Source organism: Gemmata palustris, from assembly GCF_017939745.1.
GTDB classification, from domain to species: Bacteria; Planctomycetota; Planctomycetia; order Gemmatales; family Gemmataceae; genus Gemmata; species Gemmata palustris.
Genome location: NZ_JAGKQQ010000001.1, coordinates 1,642,306 through 1,662,623, shown reverse-complemented (window position 1 = coordinate 1,662,623; position 20,318 = coordinate 1,642,306). Strand labels below are relative to the sequence as shown.

Genomic DNA, 20,318 nt, shown 5'->3' with positions numbered 1-20,318 from the left:
ACCGAGCGAATACTTCACAGCACCCGCGCTTCGGGTATTATGTGGGCGTTACCCGTACCCAGAGTTGCCCCATGCCCGAGCCGGACGTAAATCCGCGGTCCGCATTTGCGAACCCGGTGTCTCCACCGGCTTTTGTTTTTGAAGGAGTCGTACCCGTGAGTCGCGCCGCGAGCGCGTGACTTTATCCCGATCGCACACGTAGCTATGCCCAACTCGAACACCGCGACGCAGTTCGACCCGGAAGTGGAGCGATCTGCGGACCTGTACCGCGCCACCGAGGGGTGGGTTGCGCCGGGTGGACCCGTGGAACGCGACCCGCGCCCGCCGGCCCTCACGCGCCCGGCCGTATCCACACCCGGACCGAACGAGCCGGGCCGGATCACACAGCCCGAATCGACCGAAAACGTGGCCAAAGTACGTGCATCGCGACTGCCCCCGATCCCCGGGTACGTCGTCGAACGGTTCATCGGGCGCGGCGGAATGGGCGTCGTCTACCGGGCAACGCACACCGCGACGGGGCGCCTCGTCGCCCTGAAGTTGATTAACCCCAGCGGCAACGACGACATCACCCGCGAGCGCTTCGTGCGCGAGGTCCACGCGCTCGCGGCCATCAAGCACCCGAACATCGTGCCCGTGTACGACGCGGGCGAGTGGCACGACTTCCCCTACTGCACGATGGAGTTCGTGCCCGGCGGCACGCTCAACGAGCACCTCGAGCGCGTCCGCACTGATCTCCGCGCCGCGGTTCGGCTCATGGTCAAGGTGGCGCGCGCGGTTGAAGCGCTGCACGCGAAGGACATTCTCCACCGCGATCTCAAGCCACTGAACATCTTGCTCGGCCCGGACGACGAGCCGATGGTCGCGGACTTCGGCCTTGCGAAGTGGATCGGCGACGATTCCGACCTCACCCACACCGGCCATCCGATCGGTACGCGGCAGTACATGTCGCCCGAACAAACCCTCGGCAAGAAAAAGGACTACAACGCCGGGTGTGATGTATGGGCGCTCGGGGTCACCCTGTACGAACTGTTCACCGGGCAACGGCCCTTCGTCGACGACGGAATCACCGACGTCTACCACTGCATCCGCACGGCCGAACCACGGCCGGTCACCGCGCTCTCGCCCGACGTACCGGCCGAACTCCAAGCGATCGTGTCGAAGTGCCTTGCGAAGAAACCGGAGGACCGCTACTCGACCGCGGCAGCCCTTGCGAACGACCTTGAGTGTTGGCTCGACGGTAAACCAATCAGCGTTCCTGTCGCGATCGCCCCGCCTCAACCAAGTCGCTCCAAGCATCCGCGGCGCGATCGCGTAGTGCTGATGTCGTGCAGCGCGATGGCTCTCGTGGCCTTCGCCACACTGTTCAGCGACCCTGCGAAACCAGAGAAGCCGCCGAAGACCATCGCGGAGCGCGTCGCCGGTGGGGAAAAGGTGAAGTTGACCAACGAAAAAGGTCTGCCGCTCGAAGCACTCACTCACGAGCCGGGGCACGAACTCCAAGTGGGCACGATCGACGGCTACCACACGTTCGCGAACTCGGTAGTGGGAACCGCGAGCCTCTCCCAAGAGTCGCTCGATTTTCCTCACCGCGTCGAAGCGGACGTGGCCGTCATCTTTCAAGACACTCCACCGACTAGGGGCGGTGTTTACGTCGGGCGCCGCGTTTGGGGAGGCCTGCCATTCAAGCACGAATCGCTCGTCTGGGCCGGTGTCCAACCTGAAATCGAGAACCGGACCAACGAGAATAAACCGATCCGAATGGGGGCGAAACCGGATGACAATAAGCCCATGAATTGGAAGCTCCGGAATTCCATCGAGCTGTACTGGTGGCAACGCAACGAAAACGGCTCGCCGCGACCCCACAACGACAACTTGGTTGATTGGGATCGCAACGGGAAGCGCGAAACCGTGCGTTTCGCGCGTGTGGTAATCGACGTGCGTCCCGATGCCGTTCGCGCGAGCGTTGACGGTATGCCCCTGAGACCACTTCAGGACACCGACGCAGTGTCGCAGCTCAATCGCTGCGCCAACTTCCAAAAACAGCAGAATCTCGGATTCCCCGGCTACAATTTCGCCCCACCCCCTTTCGGCTCGGGCATCGGAATCTTCTGCATGAGCGGTCAGTGTGTCGTGAAGGATTTGACCGTTTCCAAACTCAACCCGTAACAAGTCCCGCGTTTTCAGAAAGGCTGCCCTCCAGTGGGTAAAAAGAAACCGACCAAAGCGAGTGCAAAAGTCGCTCCGACGACCGCAGCGGCGACAGGCTCGGGAGGTGTGGCCGCTACACCCCGCATCACTGCCCCACTCGCGAACGCATTCGTACTGTCCGGCGCTGATCTCACGGTGACCGTTACAACCAACCGAAGCGACCTCCGATACAAGGTTGTCTTCACCCCCATCCCCGCCCCACCGGGACCGACCACGACCAGTATCCCCGCGAACGGTGGGGGGGGATTCACCCTTGTGATTCCCGGCGCCAGCCTTCAACCGAATTGTGTCTACGAGATCCACGTCTTTGTCGACCCCGCCGACGGCGGAACGCCCCCGCACCTCGACCACGCGATTAACGTTCATACCAATCCCCCGCCGGGCATGATGGTAGTTCGGCAATCGTTGTCCGAAGACGCGGTGTGAATGCAGTAGTCTTCGCGAGGGGCGGCCGGTAAAGTTCTCTCCGGCCGCTTCTGTTCGCCGCGAGGACGCACGTTCATGGACCTTATCTCCCAGGCCCGCGCCGGGTTCGCCGGGATCGACGCCGATGCCGCTCTCAAAGACAAGGCGCTCACCAACCTCAATACCTGGTTCACGCACCCCGACTTCGCCGCGTACCGGCCGCAGATCGAGAGCCTCTGCCAGGCCGGGGCCTGGTCTACTCTGCTCGACTCCTTCTATCAGGTGATGCCGTTCGGCACCGGCGGGCGCCGCGGGTCGGTCGGCATTGGGCCGAACCGCATGAACCTCTGGACGCTCGGGGCGAGCGTGCAGGGGCACTGTGAATACCTGCGCCAGCGCTTCCCCGGAGTCTCGCCGCTGCGCGTGGTGCTCGCGTTCGACGTGCGCCAGTTCGAGGACAAGCGGAAGGTCTACAACCCCGCGCTCCCGAACCCCGTGCTGCACCTCTCCAGCCGTGAGTTCTGCCAGCACGCGGCCGGCGTGTACGCGGCCAACGGCATCCAGGCGGCGATTCTCCCGCCCGACAGCAAGCGCTACGTCCCGACGCCGGAACTGTCGTTCACGATCCGCTACCTCCGCGCGCACGGCGGGCTGAACATGACCGCCAGCCACAACCCGCCGGACGACAACGGGAGCAAGTTCTACGACGACCGCGGGAGCCAGCTCGTACCGCCCGAAGACCAGTTGATGAGCGAGATGGTCGACGAGGTCGCGGTCATCAGGCACATCCCGTTCGCGGACGCACTGCGGGCCGGAAAGGTGCAGCTCCTGGACGACGCACCGCACCGCGCGTTCATCGAGTTGTGCCGGCACGAGAGCGTGCTCGGGTCGCCGAAGGCCGACGAACTCCGCGTCGTGTTCACGCCGATGCACGGGTGCGGCGGGTTCTGTGCGGGCGAGGTGCTGGAAGCACAAGGGTTCCGCCCGATTCCGGTGCCCGAACAGGCGACGCCCGACGGCCAGTTCCCGAACGTGACGAAGACCCCGAACCCCGAGATCCCGGAGTGCATGGACCGGGCCGAGCGCGTGGGCACCGAGCGCCACGCGGACCTCATCATCTCCACCGACCCGGACGCGGACCGGCTCGGCGCAATGGCGAACCGCTCGCCGGATGGCAAAGGCACGTTCCGGTTCATCACCGGGAACGAACTCGCCGCGCTGCTCACGCACTTCAAGCTCGCGCAACTGGCGCGTTCCGGCTCGTTGCCCGCAGCGCCCATCGTCATCACGACGGAAGTGACCACGGGACAGGTCACGCGCATCGGCCGGCAGTTCGGTGCCCAGGTGATTGGCGACCTCCTGGTGGGCTTCAAGTACCACGCGGACGCACTCTGGCAACTCGAATCGACCGGTCAATACGGCGACGTGCGAGGATCGGTCGCGGACTTCGTCATTGCCACCGAGGAAAGTCACGGGATCATGGCAACCGCCGGTGTGCGCGACAAAGACTCCGCGTGCGCGGCGCTGCTGCTCGCCGAAGCCGCACTCTACCAGAAGCGCCAGGGGCGCACGCTCGTCGATTACCTCGACGACCTCAACCGGCAGTTCGGTTACTTCCGCAACGAACTGCTGAACATCGTGCTGACCGGCCTGGAGGGGAAGCTCAACATGGCGCGCATGTTGGACGCGCTGCGCCAGAACCCACCACAGGAGATCGGCGGCCTTCCGGTCACGAGCTTCGAGGACTTGCAAGACCCCGACGGTCGGATGGGGCCGTTCAAGGGGGACACCGACAAGGCCGCGCGAAACTTCCTCATCTTCCGTCTGGGTCGCAACGAGCAAGCGGCGAAAGTGTGCCTGCGTCCGAGCGGGACCGAGCCGAAGGCCAAGGCGTACATCGAAGTGTCCGGGCAGCCGTGGAAAGCCGGCACCCCACAGGACGCCTGGGACGCCGCGTGCGCGGCAATCGACGTTCGCGTGCAGAAAATCGCGACCGACTTTCTGACCCACGCGCTCGCGACCATTGGCCAAACGCCCGGCCCCGGCGCGGACAAATTGAGTCGCTGAGACCCAAGCGTCCGAACGCGGTTCGCTCGTTGTGCAAATGCCCGGGCGCATGATCTTCGTTGAAGTCGGGCTTTATCAAACTGTGACGGGGGCTTTTGCGCTGATATTTTCCGTCGCGCAAATGCTCGTTTCAGGATCGTGGGTAACAATTGCTAACATTTTCGACCCCGGGGTCGTCTCGGATGGTGTCTCGACATCACCTGCGCGCCGAACGCTAAGATTTCAGGCCCATCGGCAATTTCCCCTCCCCGACCAGCCCGGTGTGACGGCTAACAATCGCTAACAAATCTGCGATTTTCACCCCGATTTCGACCCGCAAACGCGGCATCGTCACACTCCGAACGCGCGCCAGTTTCACCGCGCAGGGATCGATGTGCGTGCCACTAGTTGGCAAAGTCGTCGCCATTTCCCCAACCGAATCGCTCGCGTTCTACAACGGACATCGCAATCGTTATAATCACACCTGTATAGTATACCAACACCTCAAGTTTTGAAAGGGAAAATATGTCCACAAATACCGGAATGCAACGCGACCCGCAAATGCTCGCACTCACCACGGCGCTCGCCGCGCCGTTCGAGCCGCGCGAGGTGAAGTTCAAACCGCAGATGGTGAAAAACAATCGCTGTCTCGCGATGGCCTATATCGATGCCCGGCTCATCCAGGACCGGCTCGACGAGGTGCTCGGGGTCGAGAACTGGGAAGACGTGTACAAGATTCTGCCCGACGGTTCCGTGATGTGCCGGCTCCGGTGCAAACTCGGCGAGCGGTGGATCACGAAGACCGATGTCGGGTCACCGAGCGAGCAACCCGACATGGGTGACCGCCTCAAGGCCGCGTTCAGCGACGCCCTGAAGCGCGCCGCGGTGAAGTACGGTATCGGGCGCTACCTGTACCGGCTCCCGGCGCAATGGGTGGAGTACGACCCGGTGAAGAAGCAAATCGTGCAACCACCGCAACTACCAGCGTTCGCCATTCCCAAAGCAAAACCCCAAGCCAGCGCGAAGCCCGCGCCTTCAGGATTCGTCGCGACCGAACCGAAGAAAGAACCGGCCCGGCCCGATGTATCCAAGGTTGACGTGCCAGCGGTCACCAAGACGCAAGCGCCGAAAGCCGAAACTCCGAAGGTCGAAGCGCCAAAGCAAGAGCCGCAGAAAGCGGATGCACCAAAGGCGGCAAACCTACCTTCAAACGGGCAGGAGTTGCACCGCCGGTTGCGCGAGTACGATGCGAAACTCGCAGCGCAGAAGTTGTGCCCGGTCGGGGCACTTTTGGCACACGTCACTCAAGAGGGAGTCAAGGCGGGGTACACGGCGAACATGAGCGATTGGACCGGCCCGGCGATCCAGTTCGCGGTCGATACGGTCCGCAAATTCGACCAAGCGGCCCGACAGGGGGGGCCGGAACCTCGCACCGCGGCGTAACTTGCGCCGAATGGTTTTTCTCGCAGATTTTCTGCGCAAGTCTTGCACGGACCAGCGTTACTCGGTGAGAATGGCGTTGCTGGCTTTCAGCTGGCCAATGCGCTGTAAAGTGCAAGGCTGCTCCCCATGTTACCCATCCGCTCTAAACTGTTCGCGTTCACGGCAGCTCTGCTGACCGCGATGACGACGTTCGCGAGCGCAGCAGACGCCGGTTGGGTGACGATCAAGAACGACACGAACAAGGCGGTCGTCGTTCAGGAAGTGGTCACTGTGAACGGGAAGCTCGTTCGCGGAAAGCCGATCAAGTTGCTCGCGGGCGAATCGTTCCGCGAGTTCCAAAGTGTGGCCGGCGTGAAGAGCTACGAAATCGTCGACGCCGCAAATACGAAAACGTCCATCTGGAGCGGCAACCTGAACTGCAAGTCGGACACCCAATCCTTCTCGGTAGCGACGTTTCAGGGGAAGGTCGGCGTGGTTCAGGTATCCGAACCGAAGAAGCCGTAATCGCTTCGGACCCAGCAAACGCCCCCGGGCGCCACCTTCTGAGTGGCGCCCGGGGGCGTTTTGCGCGCGGTCATCGCCGGAGCTACTTTCTATCCGTCGCACGGCCGTCCCGGGTCTGGACCTGTTAAGGCCCGGAACCGGCCTTACCTCATCTGCTCGGCACTTCAACCCGTCCGCGGCGTAGCGCCGCAGGAACCGCTAACTCAACCGGCGTAACCCGACGCACAGGTACGAGCTTACGGGACCGAAGCATTGAGGGGCAAGCAGTTTTCCTTTCGCGTCGCGCGCGCGGTCGGCTACAGTAAGACACTTTCCCGCCGCTCTCCCGCTGGTTCTCCACATGACCGCTGCTCCCGCTCCCGTCCCCGATCAGCCGCCGACGCGCACGCGATACTGGGTTCTCTTCCTGCTCTGCCTGCTGGCCATGATTACGTACATGGATCGAGCGGCGAACGGCAGTGCGAAAAAAGCGATCATGGAAGACCTCGGGGTGAAAGAGGATGACTTCTTCTGGGTGCTGATCGCGTTCCAGTTGGCCTATGCCATGTTCGAGATCCCTTCGGGCTGGCTCGGGGACACGCGCGGCCCGCGCTCCACGTTGCTCCGCGTGGTGCTGTGGTGGTCGCTGTTCGTCGGGCTAACCGGTTTCGTCGGAACCAGTTACCTCGGCGGCGTGTACCTCGGTTTCACCGCGCTGATTGTGATCCAGTTCTTCTTCGGAGTGGGTGAGGCCGGAGCGTTCCCGAACATTGCGAAGGCACTTTACAACTGGTTCCCGGCCGCGGACCGCGGGTTCGCGAAGTCCATCATCTGGATGTCCGCCCGGTTCATGGGCGGGCTCACGCCGATGCTCTGGATTCTGCTCACCGACAAGTCGCTCGCGGGGCTGTACTGGCGCGAGGCGATGTGGCTGTTCGCGGGCGTCGCGGCGCTGTGGTGCGCGGTCTTTTACCTCGTGTTCCGCAACAAGCCGTCCGAGCACCCGTTGGTGAACGAAGCGGAGCGCGCCGAGATCGATGTCGGCCGCATCGAGACGAAGGGACAGGTGCGCGTGCCGTGGGGGAAACTGGTACGGTCGCGGAACTTGTGGGCGATCTGCTTCATGTACGTGGTGACGAACTACTGCTGGTACTTCCTGATGTACTTCCTTCCCCGCACGATGCAGACCGAGTTCAAGAGCTGGACCGACACCACCGGCGGCAAACTCCTGGTCGCGCTGCTGGCGGGGTGCCCGCTTCTGATCGGGATGTTCGGCTGCTTACTCGGCGGGACGCTTTCGGACCGTTACATCCGGCGCACGGGCGACCGCAAGTGGGGGCGCCGGCTGTTCGGCATGATTGGTTACGGTGGGGCCGGGGTGTGCTACTTCGCCGCCGCGGGGGTGAAGCTCGCGGACCCGGACAACCTGTTCCTGTTCGCGTTCTTCCTCGTACTGATGGGGTTCATGAACGACCTCATTATGGCGCCCGCGTGGGCCGTGTGCCAGGACATCGGGCGCGACTACGCGGCCACCGTGTCCGGCGCGATGAACATGTTCGGGAACCTTGTCGGTGCGGTTTCGACGCTCCTCGTCACCGGATTAATCATGAAGCACTACCCCGGCACGGAGGGTATTCTGATTTGCTTCACGATGTACGGAATCGTCTACTTCATCGGCGTCGGGTTCTGGCTGCTCATTGACCCCACAAAGCCGATCGAGGATCACGCGGAGCCGGTCACAACCGCCGAGGAAGAACAGACGCGGTAATCACGCGACCGACGAAAGCGGCACAGGCAGCTCGACCCGTTCGCCCGTGTTGAGGATCTCGTCGGTAACTTCCTCGGTGTACGAACACACGGTGACCACACCGTCCTGCACCGTGAGGTAGTGACACGGCTTCTCGGTCCAGCACCCGCTGTTGAAGTAATGAACGGCCCCCGAAGTGTTCGCGACCGGCAGGTGCGTGTGACCACAGCACACCACGGAGCACCCCAACTTGGTCGCGTACTTCACCGCATCGTGTTCGATCTTCTGCGCGCACCGGAGGAACGTCTTGCTCCGGCGCTTCGCGAACTTCGCGAACGAGTGCGATTTGTCGATGCGCTGGAGGAAGTTGTAAATGCGGTCCGCGACCCAGGTGATGAACGGGTAGCGCGAAATGAACTCGTCGAACCGGTGCCCGTGCAGGAACAGGAGTTTCTGGTCCCCGCTCTCGACCACGATCTCATCAGCGCAGCGCACGCCGAGCAGGTGCGACACGACCTCCGACGAGCCGTCGTGGTTCCCGTTGATCCAGACGACTTCCATCTGGTCCGCGAGTTTGCGGATCTCGGACAGGATCTTCCAGTGGTGCTTCTTCAGCCTGCGGAAGTCGATCGAGTCGAACACGTCGCCGTTCAGGATCAGTTGTTTCGCCCGCAGTTCCCCCCTCCGCACTTCAGCGAGGAAGTGGACGAGGTACTTGGCCTGGCAGTTCGGGCTGCCGAGGTGGATGTCGGAGATGACAACGGCGTCGAGCACGGGACTCTCCAAGGTGCGGCGGGCGCTCCCCTAAACTACCGTCATAGCTGCGCCAGATTGTCCCGCAGTGTAGACCAGATGAAGGCTTTGCGAGAACACGAATTCCTGAGCGCAATAGCCCGGAGAACCGGCCCACTCAACTCGAGAGACCGAGACTCAATAAGTCATCCCAGACAGCTTAATTGTCCGAATCGCCGACACTGTCGGATAACCAAGCAGAAAAAACAGACACGATTGGTTGCACGCGGACAGAACCCGAGGTATTATTCCACTGTCCCGCCGGTTGGTACCTACAGTGAATGGGCGACGCTGTAGTGACCTCCGGCGGGATTTTTTTGTTTCTCACTTCATCGATCACATTTGTTGACTCAAGGTTAAAGTTACCGGTCCGCAAGTTCACAAACCCACCTCGGCCAATTCGTTAAATCTGATACGATCTATACCACTCGGTGAGTTGTCCTCGCACTCGGGCACCGGCTCATGCCGCCTGGAAACCGTACTCGTGTATTCCCACTCGCGCCACTGCTGACCGCGTTCCGCGCCAGCCGGTCTGCGCTCCCGCACACCCCGACGCCCAAGTTAACCGTCGCCTTTCTCGACAGTGCGACCGATGACCAGCTCACCTCCGCTCTCAATTCTGTCGCGAGTTTGTTTCTCCCGGTCGTTTTCCACCCGGAAGCCCTTACCCGGCGCGTGAGATTCATTCGCTACGCACTCAACCACCTGTTCCGCGCAACGGCCCCACTACCCGAGCGCGTTGTGCGGTGCGCGAGTCCGGGCGGGGTCTATTTCGTCGCCGGGTTGGGTCCGGGGTTCTGGTCCGCGGTCGTTGCGAACGCCGAATCGGATCTCGTGCCCGTTTGGTGCCCCGCCGTCGAAAACGGGCTCCTTCGGTTGGGATTGTTGCGAGAGATCGCCCCCGACGTCCGTTCACGCTTCGATGGTGCGTGTCGCGCCTGTGAAGTCGTTCGCGAACACGCACCGGACCTCACAGCCGCCGATGTCACGCAGTTTCTCGAGCGCGTTTCGCGCACCGACGGGCGCGAGTTACCGCCCGCGGGCGCGCAACCGGGCGCGTTCACGTGGGCCGCAACGCCCGAGCGAATCGAACAGGCGATCCGTGAAGTGCGCTCACGGTTCCCGCTGCAGAAGCGCATCCGCGCGACCTCGGAAGAACTGGCTCAGGCAATCGGTGCGTTCCAGACCGCGGCACGGGCCGGCAATCACGCAACCGCGTTCGCGGCATTCCGCACAGCGTTCCCGGATTCGCGCTGGGAAACCGCGCTCGCACTTCTCGACGATGCGTATTCCGTCGCACTCCCTGAAGAGGAGCGCGCGCGATTGTGGTGCGAGGTCGCCACGGTTCTACGCGAGCAGTTCCGCGTCCACCCGCTCGAACTCGCGGACGTGGTCCTCGCGGTCGCGGACACGGAAGAACCCGAGTCGGGGGACGGCAACTTCAACGGCTTCTGTTCGGACACGTTCGCGTTCCTCGACGAACTCGAGCAAACGAACGCGAAAGACTGGATGGCCGAGCACCGCGAGCGCTACCAGTTCGTGCTCCGCGAGCCGATGGTCGAATTGTGTACGGCCGTCGCGGAGCGCTACATTCACCCGGTGCTGAACCGCGAATACGGCTGGGATTTGGAGTGTGACGCGAAAACGGGCCGCGCCGTCACGAGCATTTGCAAGAACGATTTCGGCCGCAGCGGACCGTATCAAACCGTTCAGTGGATCACGTTCTACCGCAAGGCCCAGGCAAACAAGCGGGCCGATGCACAGTTCTTCGTGCGCGTCGCCGCGGAGGGTGTGCGGTACGGCTTCCACCTCGGCCGCATGGCGCGTGACGCGGGGAAGCAGTTCCGCAGAAACATCCAGGAGCACGCGGAGTCCATCTTCCGCGCGCTGCAGTCCGGTACGGCCTTCAACGAGTGCCACTTCTGGACCGGTGACGACCTTTCCGGGGAAGTCGCGGTGAAGTCGGCCGCGGACCTTCGCGCGTGGGCCGTTCACAAAACGATCGCAGTCGGGAAGGAACTCGACCCGTCGTCCCCCCTGCTCCGCCAGGACGCACTTACGGGAGAAATCCTCCTCACGTTCGACCGCTTGCTCCCGGCGTTCGCGTGCGCGGCGGAGGTCGATCCGCGCCCGCTCCTCGCCACGCGCGCCGGCGTACCGGTCGACGCGCCGATCTATGACCCCGTTTCGTTCCACCGCGAAACGTTCCTCTCGGAGGTATGGCTCGATCGCATTTTGAGTCTGTTGCGGCTGAAAAAACAGCTCGTGCTTCAAGGTGTGCCGGGCACCGGAAAGACGCACGTGGCCCGCTGCCTCGCGCGGCTCCTCACGCGCGACCGCGCCGACTGCGTGCGGCTCGTGCAGTTCCACCCCGCGTACAGTTATGAGGAGTTCGTCGAGGGGATTCGGGCGCGCGGGGCCGAGGTCAACGGCAAGACTGAAGTCACCTTCCCGGTCGAAGACGGCGTGCTGTGCCAGTTCGCGGAACAGGCCGCGAGCCGACCGAGCGAACCGCACGTTCTGATCGTGGACGAGTTCAACCGCGGGAACTTGCCGCGCATCTTCGGCGAACTGCTCTACCTGCTCGAGTACCGCGACCAAGCCGTCACCCTGCCCTACTCGAAGCGCCCGTTCCGGTTGCCGGAGAACCTGTTCCTGCTCGCGACGATGAACCAACTCGACCGCTCCGCGGTCGCGCTCGATCAGGCGCTCCGGCGCCGGTTCTCGTTCGTGGACATGCCCGCGGACGCCGCGATCCTCGCGTCGTGGCTCGAATCGCGTGCGGGTGTGGACCCGCCGGACTCGACGTTCACCCCGCGCGTCGTTCTACTCTTCGAGGAGCTGAACCGCAGACTCGCGCGCGACCTCGGCCCGGAAAAGCAGGTCGGCCACAGCCTGTTCATGGTGCCGGACCTCGACAACGAGAAGCTCACGGCCGTGTGGGAGCACCACGTTCGTCCGCTACTGCTCGACTACCTCGGCGGGCGCGAAGACCGCTTGAAGGACTACGCGCCCGAGCGCCTGTTGACCGCCGGCGCAGAGAAGCGCCGAAAGCTGAAGCCCGTGACCGATTCATAGGCGGGGTCACGTGTGACGGGCGGCCGTGATTCTTCGTGCGGGCGAAATCGTTGAGCCGCAGAGGCGTCTCAATCTGGTCCCACTCTCCCCCGCCCGAGACACGCTCGTGACCGAGATCGACCCGGACGACGACTTCGCCCCCCCGACCCCGCGATCGCGCGTCCGCTTGGCGCGAAAACTCGCGCGGTGGGGGTTCGGCTTCCTCGCAGTCATTGCGCTCGTCGTGCTCGTGAGTCGGTGGCAGGTCGGCCGCATCGGGCAACGGCAGTTGAACGCGGCCACGAACCGCCTCGACGCGGACGACCCCAACTGGCGCCTCGACGCGATCCTCGCGGAGCGCGAGAAGAACGAAATTAAGGGGGAAGAAAACGCCGCGTCCGTCGTAAGTGCGTGCGCAGCGGAGATCCCGCACGAGTTCCGCGAGTGGCAGAAGTCCGAGGACGCGAACCGCTGGTGGCTCCAAACCATCGACAACCACCTCCCGCCCCCCGACGCGATCACCAGCGCGGAGACCGTCGAACAGGTCACGTTGATCGTCCGCACGAAAGCACTGGCGCTCCGTGACAAGCGCGCCGGCGCCTTCCCGCTCACCATCAGTAGCGATCCGATCGCGACCCTGCTCCCGCACCTCGATAAAGCGCGCCAGGTCGCGTCGCTGCTCCAGTACGATGGGTACCTCGCCGCAGCGCGCAAAAAGAACCCGAACCGCGGGATCTCGTCCGCCCGCGCGACCCTAGGCGCGGCGCGGGCGATCGGCGACGAGCCAATACTCGTCTCACAGTTGGTGCGAATCGCGTGCGCGAAGGTCGGGGCACAAACGGGTATGCAGGTGCTCGCGTGGAGCGAACCCACGGACGGCCTCGCGGAGTTCCAGTCGGAGTTACTCGCCGAAGCCGACGTGCCGTGGTTCCAGATCGGGATGCGCGGCGAAAGAGCCCTGCTCGACAAACTGTTTCTCGGGCTGGAAGACGGCACAATTCCGCCCGAAAACGCCTTCCGGTACGCCTCGACCAGTACTCCCGGCCCGCAACACTTTGCCGCGTTCCGCATGTACAAGGCCCTCTTGCCGGGCGACCGGGCGAAATTTCTTCAGATCAGTACCGCGTTCGTTGAGGCGTCGAAACTGCCGCCCCACGAACAACTCGCCGCCATCAAGAGGGTCGAGATCCCGAAAGGCCCACCGGACGAGTTCCGCTACCTCGTCACGCGGCTCCTGACGCCCGCGTGCGAAAAGATCGCCGAAGCCGGGTTGCGCAGCCGCGCGGACCTGCTCTCCGCCGCGACGTGCGTCGCCTGCGAGCGCTACCGGATCAAGAACGGGCGGTGGCCTAACGATCTGGCCGAACTCACGCCGGCGTTCTTACCGTCCGTGCCCGTGAGCCCGTTCGACGGCAAACCGATCACCTACCGCGTCTTCCCGGACCGCATCGCGGTATACTGTTTCTGGGCCAACGCGCCCTTCAAATTCGAGACACAGCACACCGACTTCCAGGGTGGCGAACCCGGAACTGGAATCGGCTACCGGGTGTGGAAGCCCGAGCAGCGCGGGCTACCCGGAGAGGAACCACGCGACCCGTGACACCCACGGTAACGCTGACCGAGCGCCGACCGAGCGCGGGGCGCCTCCCGCGCGTGGAGGTCGATTTCCTTCTAGCCCACGCGCGCCACCTCATCGACCTCGTACCCACCTTCGAGCGCGGACGGTACCGGCTCACGCCCCGCGGGTTCGTTGGCTTCCTCACCGGTCCCACAACGCGGTACGTCATCCGGCCCAAGATTCCGTGGCCGAACCTGCGTCTCCTTCTCGGCCTGTCGCCAGAAGCGGCAGGAGCCACCCACGCCCCCGAAACCGATCTGCTGGCCGTGCTCACGACCGAGTTCGTGGACCGGCTCGAAGAAGTGGCGCGCCCGGGTTTGGTCGCGGGGTACAGCGAAGTCGAGAGTGTTTCGTCGTTCCTGCGCGGGAAACTCCGAGCAGCCGACCAGATGAGAGACGCCGCGGCCCGCGCGTTTCCCGATCGCTTCTACATCAACGAACCGGTCTTCGATCTGAACACCCCGTGGAACCAGATCCCCAAAGCGACCGCGACCGCCCTGCTCTGTCGCACGGAACTGCCACTCGCCCTCCGCCAACGAGTACAAGTTGCAGTAGCACCGCTCGCCGGCGTGTCCGACCGCCCCGTGACCGAAGCTCTGTTTACCACGGCCCGTGCAGAACCGCGTGCGGCCCAATACGGCCCACTGCTCAACGTGTGCCAACTGATCCTGAACGGCCTCGCGAGTGCCGATCCGCTCGGGAACACGGGCGGCGCATTCCTGCTCGATCTCGGCCTCGCCTTCGAGCGTTATCTCACCGACGCCCTTCACCGCGAGTTCGCACCGCACCGGTCGTGGCGCGTCGAAGCGCAACCCGGCTTCACACTCGGTCCCACAACACTTCAACCGGACATCGTGCTCCGCAAGCACGGCGCTGCGCGGGTCGTGCTGGATGCGAAGTGGAAGACCGCGACTCTTGGTGCAAGCGACCTGCACCAGGTGCTCGCTTACGCCACCATCACGGGCGCGCGCCGGGTCGGGTTGGTGTACCCCGGCCGTACCGATGCACGCACGCACTTCACGACTCCCGACGGCCGCGTGCGCGTGTCGCGCTACCGCGTCCGCGTGGTCGGGGAGTCCGCGGACCTCGCCAGTTCGATCGCGAAACTCGCACGCGACACCCGGCGCGAGTGACCACGGTCCAACTTTTGCGCGAGTATCGGATGCACCGGCGCCGCGTGAAGCTCATGTGAAACCATTCACGAAGAGGGCTTGTCGGCCCTTGCGGGACCGAATTTGGACCGGCTATGATGGTGTCAGGTATGAACCTGATCGCCCGCTCGCGCCTCTCCTCTTGACGAGTGGACCGCTCGGTACGTCGCCGACCGGCCGCGCTGTCCTACTGAGAAAGGCCGTTCCGCTATGAATGTCGGCTCCTACTCGGCCCTGGACTCGAGCGTGTTGGTGCTGAACAAGACGTTCATGGCCGTACACGTGATCTCGGTCCGCCGAGCGTTCTGCCTGTTGTGCAAGAACCTCGCCGAAGTTGTCAGCATGGAAGAGGGTCAGTTCTCGACCTACGACTTCGCGTCGTGGGCCGAGCTGAGCGCCTTCCGCGCCGCCAACTTCCGGCAGGAAGACGACGACTGGATCCGCACCACGAGTTCCGAGTTGCTGTCGCCGCGCGTCATCCGGCTCATGAGCTACGACAAGATGCCGAAGCAGACGGTGAAGTTCAACCGGCGGAACATCTTCGCCCGCGACCACAACCAGTGCCAGTACTGCGGCAAGCGGTTCCCGACGACGGAACTCTCACTGGACCACGTTGTTCCCCGGAGCCAGGGCGGTGGAACCACTTGGGACAACATCGTGTGCGCGTGCGTGGACTGCAACGTGCGCAAGGGCGGGCGCACCCCGCGGCAGGCGAACATGACGCTGATCCGCAAGCCGGAGAAGCCAAAGCGCAGCCCGATGCTGAACCTCAAGCTCACGCAGAAGAAGTACCAGTCGTGGCAGTCGTTCATCGACAACGCCTACTGGAACGTCGAACTAAAGTGAGACCGGTAGGGCATAGCTAACTGCCCTGAGAAATGGATGACCCACACGGCCCGCGCGCCACCTGATGTGGCGCGCGGGCTTCGTCTTTTCTGAGTTCTTGTGCCGAGTTGATGGCACTGCACCTGGTGGCGGGTCCGAGCCTGTACGGAGAGCCCGAGTCCCGGGTCCAGCGGTTGCCCAAGACCCATGACGGCCGCGACGGACCTAACACCGAAGGCGCGAGTGATCGCGTTTCTCATTCGGCACGTGCCCCACAGGGTGGAACTCGGAACCACGGATCGGGCGATGTGCCGCGGGTTCCGGCGGCGAACATTGACGAGCGACCGCGCCGTGCGGCTCGCAGTTCCGGGAGAGAAGTGACCACGCACGAGTCGAAGCTTTCGCGACCGCAGCAAAGCCGTCCATGCCGGGGCTGCGAGCCGCACGGCGCGCGCCGTTGCCACTCAGCAAACTCTCCCGAATTTGCTGGTCGGTATGAGTGCGTGTGACGCCGATCGCGACCTAAATGGATTCGCCTTTCCTCTAACGTTTAGGGGTTTCGCGGCGAGGCGGTGTTCGTCTCCGTTCTGTCGTTCTGTCTCCAATAGGGTTGAAACGGGATCGAAAGAGAGTAAAATCTCACAAGTGCTGGCTACACACTTAGAAAAGTGGAAAATCTGGGAGAGTTAGAGACTTTTGACGCACACGTGCCCGTAGCTCAACTGGATAGAGCGTCGGCCTCCGGAGCCGAAGGTTACAGGTTCAACTCCTGTCGGGCATACTGATACAAGTCCCACTCGGCAAAGCAGTTACGCTTACCCATCGGCGTTCGATGGTGCGGCCAGAGGAAAGGGATGAAACCGTACCCTACGGTTTCACACCGTCCCATCGCACCTATGAACCACACTCCGAAGCTCTGCCATCACAAAGGCAGCGAACAGGGCTACGTCACCCTCAACGGCAAAGAGCACTACCTCGGATTCTGGTCCCGCGACCAGAAAAAATCCCCGCCGGCCGTCCGAGCCGAGTACGACGCCGTCATCGCGAGGTGGCTCGCGAACGGGCGTCGTTTGCCCGACGCGGTCACCGCGGCCCCGCCACCCGTCACCGTCAACAAGATCATCTTGGAGTTCGTGCGGTACGCAGAGGGGCACTACGCCACCCGTCGGAAGGGCAAGCCCAGCGCCGAGGTGAAGGGCATCAAAGACGCCTGCCGGGTTCTCTCAAACCTGTTCGGTCCGTTGCCGGCCACCGGATTCGGGCCGAAGGCACTGAAGCAGGTCCGGGCCAAGATGATCGAGAAGGGTTGGTCCCGATCGTACTGCAACAAACAAGCGAACCGACTGAAGCGGGCGTTCCGCTGGGCCGTCGCGGAAGAGCTGTGCCCGGCGTCCGTGATTCACGCCTTGTCCGCGGTGCCCGCCATTCGGAAGGGTGAGGGCGGCGTCCGCGAGACGGGACCGGTAAAGCCGGTCCCCGACGAGTGGATCGAAGCCACGGTCCCGTTCCTGTCGCGTCAGGTCGCCGCCCTGGTGCGGTTCCAGATCCACACCGGGGCACGCCCGGGCGAGGCCGTGCTCATCCGCGGCCGGGACATCGACCGGACGGGGCGGGTGTGGGTGTACAAACCGGAACACCACAAGACGGAACACAAGGGGCGGACTCGCGAGATCTACATCGGCCCGAAGGCCCAGGCGGTTCTACTGCCGTGGCTCCGGGACGATCCCGACACGTACCTATTCAGCCCGAAGGAAGCGGAAGGCGACCGCAACTCGGAACGCACGGAGACCCGGAAGACGCACCGGTGGCCGTCGCACATGAGGGCCAACGCCAAGAAGCGGAAGGCGAACCCGAAGCGGCCGAAGGGCGACTGCTACACGGCGGACAGCTACCGGATGGCGATCGAGTACGCCCGGCGTAAGGCGGATCAGAAGGGTCGGATGGCGGCCGTCGAGAGAGCCAAGAGCGAGAGCCCGGCCGCGGACGTGTCGGCGTTCAATGAGGTGGTGTTTCTGCCGTCGTGGTCCCCGCACCGCTTACGGCACAACGCGGCCACGGCGATGAGGAAGGAATTCGGTGTGGAGATGGCCCGGCTCGCCCTCGGTCACAAGCACGGGTTCACGACCGAGATCTACGCCGAGCGTGATCTCGTGAAGATCCTCGAGGCCGTCGAGCGGATCGGGTAAACAGAACGGGGCGGTCGCTGATCAGCGACCGCCCCGCCCACACCGACCGACAGCGGTGGATCACTTCGCCGGTGTCACTTCCAGCACGGCCCACTCGCACGAGGTTGCATCCGGGCCGGGCGGGTGCAGCGAGTCCGCCACCGCGTTCGTGAACGCCGACAGAACGGCCAGCGGTTCACCGACATGGGACCGGGCGGGGAGCCGCTTCTCGAGCCCGAGCCCCTTCGCCGCGGCCGGGTTCCAGAACAGTACCTCGATACGAGCTACGTCCGGCTTCTGGCACTCGGCCAAGAGCCAACCGGTCTCATCGAACAGTTCCGGCGGGTGCGTGGACGAGAGGTTCGTCAGGTTGACTTCCGGTTCCGCGGAGCCGGCCCTGAAGAGCCGGTACCCGAACCACGCCGGCCCCTCCTCGCCCTGGCGGTACTGACGGTCCAACTTCTCCGCGATGAACGGGGGCGGCGTGATCGCGATCGCGGTCAGGTTCTTGTACCAGCCGACTGCCGCGGTCACCTTGTACTTATCCACCGGTTTCACCTTCGAGGTTCGGGTTGAGGGGACACTTCGCCACCGTTCACAGCTCGTGCTTCACCAGCTTCTCGTCCGTGTCGAGGACACCCGGATTTGGTACATCGTGTGCCCGCTCACCGGCGTCGTCCGGCTTCTTCAACCACGGAAAGAGGGTCGTCTGTCGGGGCGGGGCGGGTGGCGGCAGGGGCAGGAGGTCGGGCATCGTCGAACGGTCAACGTCTTTGGCCGGCGGCACCTCGCTCGCGGCCGACGCCATCCGCATCAACTCGCCCGGGTCCGCCACTACCCCGCCCGCCTCGGCGTTGGCCTGAACCCATTCCGCCCACGCGGTGTTCACCGCGGCCGTGAGAGCAACTCGGGCCTCCTCGACACGCTGATCGGCGGACCGCTTGTACCCGGCGTTGGCCTCGCGGATCAGGGCAAACAACTGGTTGGCGGCGTCCCGCTGGGCCTTCGCCACTTCCTCACGCAGGACCGGAACCCTAACCCTCAGCCGGGCCAGCGTCTTCTCGTGCTGGTCGATCTTCCCCTCCAACGCGGTCACGTCCTTCATCGCGTCGGCGGCGACCGAGATCTTCCACTGCTCGCGGAGCTGTTCGACCGCCCGGTTCGCGTCCGCCACCGATCGCTCGGCCTCGCGGAGCTTCTCTTCCTTGTCCCGGAGTTCCCGGCCCGGCCCCGTGGCGAAGAACTCTTCACGGGTCCGCGTCAGCACCTCTCGGCACGCCCCTAAACCGTCCTGCTTGAGACGGGCGGCGGCACGCTTGCCCTCATCGGTTGGCTGATGTACCACGATCCCGAGCCAGGGGTTGCCCCCGGAGTTGAGGTCGTAGACGTACCTCGGGGTACACTCGAACGACCGGAGCGGATCGGCTGGAGTAGTGACGGTAGGTTCCGTGGTCGGCATGTGAAATCGATCCGTGAAGGAGTTGCGTGAAGTGGTCACGCGACCACACCGAAGTTACCGGCAACCGACGTGGGCGCAGGCCGCGTCGTAACTGACACCGCTCTGGAGCATGTACGTAACCGCGGCCTCGTGATTCGCGGGCGTTCCCGACAACTTCGCCAGCACGTCGTCCAATGAGCCCGAGCTGCCCTTGCCCTCCCTCACCGCTTCCAACGCGACGTCGTAAGTGGTTCCGTGGTCGATCATGTAGTTCGTCACGTCCTTGGGGTTGACCGTTCGCGTCGCGCTCGGGCGGGTCGCCTGCTCGGTCGGTGCCGCGGATCGCCGGGCCACACTGCTCCCGCTACGGAGCTGCTCCTGTGCTCGCTCGGCGGACTGGTCGTAGGAGAGCGTGCCCTGGCTCTCACGCATGATCTCCATCGCCCGCTCGTGGTAGTACGGCGTCGCGGTCAGATCGTTCGGCAACATGCTTTGTCCTCCAAAGTGGCCGCGCGACCACTTATTCACGGGTATGGGATCACGGGGCCGTCAGCTCCAACGGCTTCCGGTACTTCAAAACTCGGGTTGCGGTCGTCGTGTGGTGAACCCACACATACACGCTCGCGATCCTTTTTCGGGGGTCACCCTTCCGAACGCAAACGATCAACCGGAGCGTCTCGAACTCACGGAGCCAATTGGAAATGGTCCCCTGGTCCACGCCCGCGAGCACGCCGGCTTGTGTCCCGCTAAGTAAGAACTGCCCGCCCCAGGCACGCCCCGAAAGTTCGTAGCACAACGCGGCCAGCCGCCGCTTCTTGTTGAGCAGCCCCAATCCCGGAATCGATTGCGTGAACTCTGGGAGCGGCTCAACATCGAGCCGCTCCCAGATCTCCACGAGCTTCGGCGGTACCGGTCGGGTTGTACGCTCGGTCGGCACGGG

Annotated in this window: 16 protein-coding genes and 1 tRNA gene; 12 read left to right on the top strand and 5 right to left on the bottom strand. The window is 63.8% G+C overall.

What is annotated here, in order from left to right; translation table 11 throughout:
- The first annotated feature begins 204 nt into the window (after positions 1–204).
- The 6 genes from J8F10_RS06765 to J8F10_RS06740 all read left to right on the top strand — a co-directional run bounded on the left by J8F10_RS06765 (position 205) and on the right by J8F10_RS06740 (position 8,353).
- Complete coding sequence (locus J8F10_RS06765; RefSeq protein ID WP_210653088.1) at positions 205–2,166, top strand: serine/threonine protein kinase; 1,962 nt, start codon at positions 205–207, stop codon at positions 2,164–2,166.
- A gap of 108 nt (positions 2,167–2,274) precedes the next feature.
- The gene (locus J8F10_RS06760; RefSeq protein WP_210653087.1) at positions 2,275–2,634 is read left to right on the top strand and encodes a hypothetical protein; all 360 of its coding nucleotides are present in this window, start codon (positions 2,275–2,277) and stop codon (positions 2,632–2,634) included.
- Between the two features lie 75 nt (positions 2,635–2,709).
- A complete protein-coding gene (locus tag J8F10_RS06755) occupies positions 2,710–4,680 on the top strand; it encodes a phospho-sugar mutase (protein WP_210653086.1) in 1,971 nt (656 codons plus the stop codon).
- A 522-nt stretch (positions 4,681–5,202) separates the two neighbouring features.
- Positions 5,203–6,102, top strand: a complete 900-nt coding sequence (locus J8F10_RS06750; RefSeq protein WP_210653085.1) for a Rad52/Rad22 family DNA repair protein — start codon at positions 5,203–5,205, stop codon at positions 6,100–6,102.
- 126 nt (positions 6,103–6,228) lie between these two features.
- Positions 6,229–6,606 (top strand): hypothetical protein, encoded by a 378-nt coding sequence (locus J8F10_RS06745; protein ID WP_210653084.1) that lies wholly within the window; start codon positions 6,229–6,231, stop codon positions 6,604–6,606.
- A gap of 340 nt (positions 6,607–6,946) precedes the next feature.
- Complete coding sequence (locus J8F10_RS06740) at positions 6,947–8,353, top strand: MFS transporter (protein WP_210653083.1); 1,407 nt, start codon at positions 6,947–6,949, stop codon at positions 8,351–8,353.
- On the opposite strand, the gene J8F10_RS06735 is transcribed toward J8F10_RS06740, so the two are convergent.
- Complete coding sequence (locus J8F10_RS06735) at positions 8,354–9,106, bottom strand: UDP-2,3-diacylglucosamine diphosphatase (RefSeq protein WP_210653082.1); 753 nt, start codon at positions 9,104–9,106, stop codon at positions 8,354–8,356.
- Between the two features lie 480 nt (positions 9,107–9,586).
- Here J8F10_RS06735 and J8F10_RS06730 point away from each other — a divergent pair, with 480 nt between their 5' ends.
- The 6 genes from J8F10_RS06730 to J8F10_RS06705 all read left to right on the top strand — a co-directional run bounded on the left by J8F10_RS06730 (position 9,587) and on the right by J8F10_RS06705 (position 17,961).
- Positions 9,587–12,202 (top strand): McrB family protein, encoded by a 2,616-nt coding sequence (locus tag J8F10_RS06730; protein ID WP_210653081.1) that lies wholly within the window; start codon positions 9,587–9,589, stop codon positions 12,200–12,202.
- A gap of 106 nt (positions 12,203–12,308) precedes the next feature.
- The gene (locus J8F10_RS06725) at positions 12,309–13,781 is read left to right on the top strand and encodes a hypothetical protein (protein WP_210653080.1); all 1,473 of its coding nucleotides are present in this window, start codon (positions 12,309–12,311) and stop codon (positions 13,779–13,781) included.
- Positions 13,778–14,932, top strand: coding sequence for an McrC family protein (locus J8F10_RS06720; protein WP_210653079.1), 1,155 nt, complete (start codon positions 13,778–13,780; stop codon positions 14,930–14,932). The genes J8F10_RS06725 and J8F10_RS06720 overlap by 4 nt, the downstream gene beginning before the upstream one ends.
- Before the next feature lie 228 nt (positions 14,933–15,160).
- Positions 15,161–15,796, top strand: coding sequence for an HNH endonuclease (locus tag J8F10_RS06715; RefSeq protein WP_210653078.1), 636 nt, complete (start codon positions 15,161–15,163; stop codon positions 15,794–15,796).
- Positions 15,797–16,482: 686 nt separating this feature from the next.
- A tRNA-Arg gene (locus tag J8F10_RS06710) sits at positions 16,483–16,556 on the top strand.
- Positions 16,557–16,671: 115 nt separating this feature from the next.
- A complete protein-coding gene (locus J8F10_RS06705; protein ID WP_210653077.1) occupies positions 16,672–17,961 on the top strand; it encodes a tyrosine-type recombinase/integrase in 1,290 nt (429 codons plus the stop codon).
- Positions 17,962–18,021: 60 nt separating this feature from the next.
- Here the strand turns inward: J8F10_RS06705 and J8F10_RS06700 are convergent, their stop codons facing one another.
- Genes J8F10_RS06700 through J8F10_RS06685 form a run of 4 tightly spaced genes read right to left on the bottom strand, consistent with a single transcriptional unit; the run spans position 18,022 to position 20,315 of the window.
- Entirely contained in the window at positions 18,022–18,498 is a 477-nt protein-coding gene (locus J8F10_RS06700) for a hypothetical protein (RefSeq protein ID WP_210653076.1), read from the bottom strand.
- A gap of 37 nt (positions 18,499–18,535) precedes the next feature.
- On the bottom strand, positions 18,536–19,399 hold the full coding sequence (locus J8F10_RS06695) for a hypothetical protein (protein WP_210653075.1): 864 nt from the start codon (positions 19,397–19,399) through the stop codon (positions 18,536–18,538).
- 54 nt (positions 19,400–19,453) lie between these two features.
- Entirely contained in the window at positions 19,454–19,867 is a 414-nt protein-coding gene (locus tag J8F10_RS06690) for a hypothetical protein (protein ID WP_210653074.1), read from the bottom strand.
- 49 nt (positions 19,868–19,916) lie between these two features.
- The gene (locus J8F10_RS06685; protein ID WP_210653073.1) at positions 19,917–20,315 is read right to left on the bottom strand and encodes a hypothetical protein; all 399 of its coding nucleotides are present in this window, start codon (positions 20,313–20,315) and stop codon (positions 19,917–19,919) included.
- Between the last annotated feature and the right edge of the window lie 3 nt (positions 20,316–20,318).

Excerpts from the sequence above, each read along its gene's own strand:
- J8F10_RS06740 (WP_210653083.1), top strand. The coding sequence starts at position 6,947 with ATGACCGCTGCTCCCGCTCCCGTCCCCGATCAGCCGCCGACGCGCACG.
- J8F10_RS06750 (WP_210653085.1), top strand. The coding sequence starts at position 5,203 with ATGCAACGCGACCCGCAAATGCTCGCACTCACCACGGCGCTCGCCGCG.
- J8F10_RS06695 (WP_210653075.1), bottom strand. The coding sequence starts at position 19,399 with ATGCCGACCACGGAACCTACCGTCACTACTCCAGCCGATCCGCTCCGG.
- J8F10_RS06705 (WP_210653077.1), top strand. The coding sequence starts at position 16,672 with ATGAACCACACTCCGAAGCTCTGCCATCACAAAGGCAGCGAACAGGGC.
- J8F10_RS06745 (WP_210653084.1), top strand. The coding sequence starts at position 6,229 with ATGTTACCCATCCGCTCTAAACTGTTCGCGTTCACGGCAGCTCTGCTG.
- J8F10_RS06730 (WP_210653081.1), top strand. The coding sequence starts at position 9,587 with ATGCCGCCTGGAAACCGTACTCGTGTATTCCCACTCGCGCCACTGCTG.
- J8F10_RS06765 (WP_210653088.1), top strand. The coding sequence starts at position 205 with ATGCCCAACTCGAACACCGCGACGCAGTTCGACCCGGAAGTGGAGCGA.
- J8F10_RS06715 (WP_210653078.1), top strand. The coding sequence starts at position 15,161 with ATGAATGTCGGCTCCTACTCGGCCCTGGACTCGAGCGTGTTGGTGCTG.
- J8F10_RS06690 (WP_210653074.1), bottom strand. The coding sequence starts at position 19,867 with ATGTTGCCGAACGATCTGACCGCGACGCCGTACTACCACGAGCGGGCG.
- J8F10_RS06755 (WP_210653086.1), top strand. The coding sequence starts at position 2,710 with ATGGACCTTATCTCCCAGGCCCGCGCCGGGTTCGCCGGGATCGACGCC.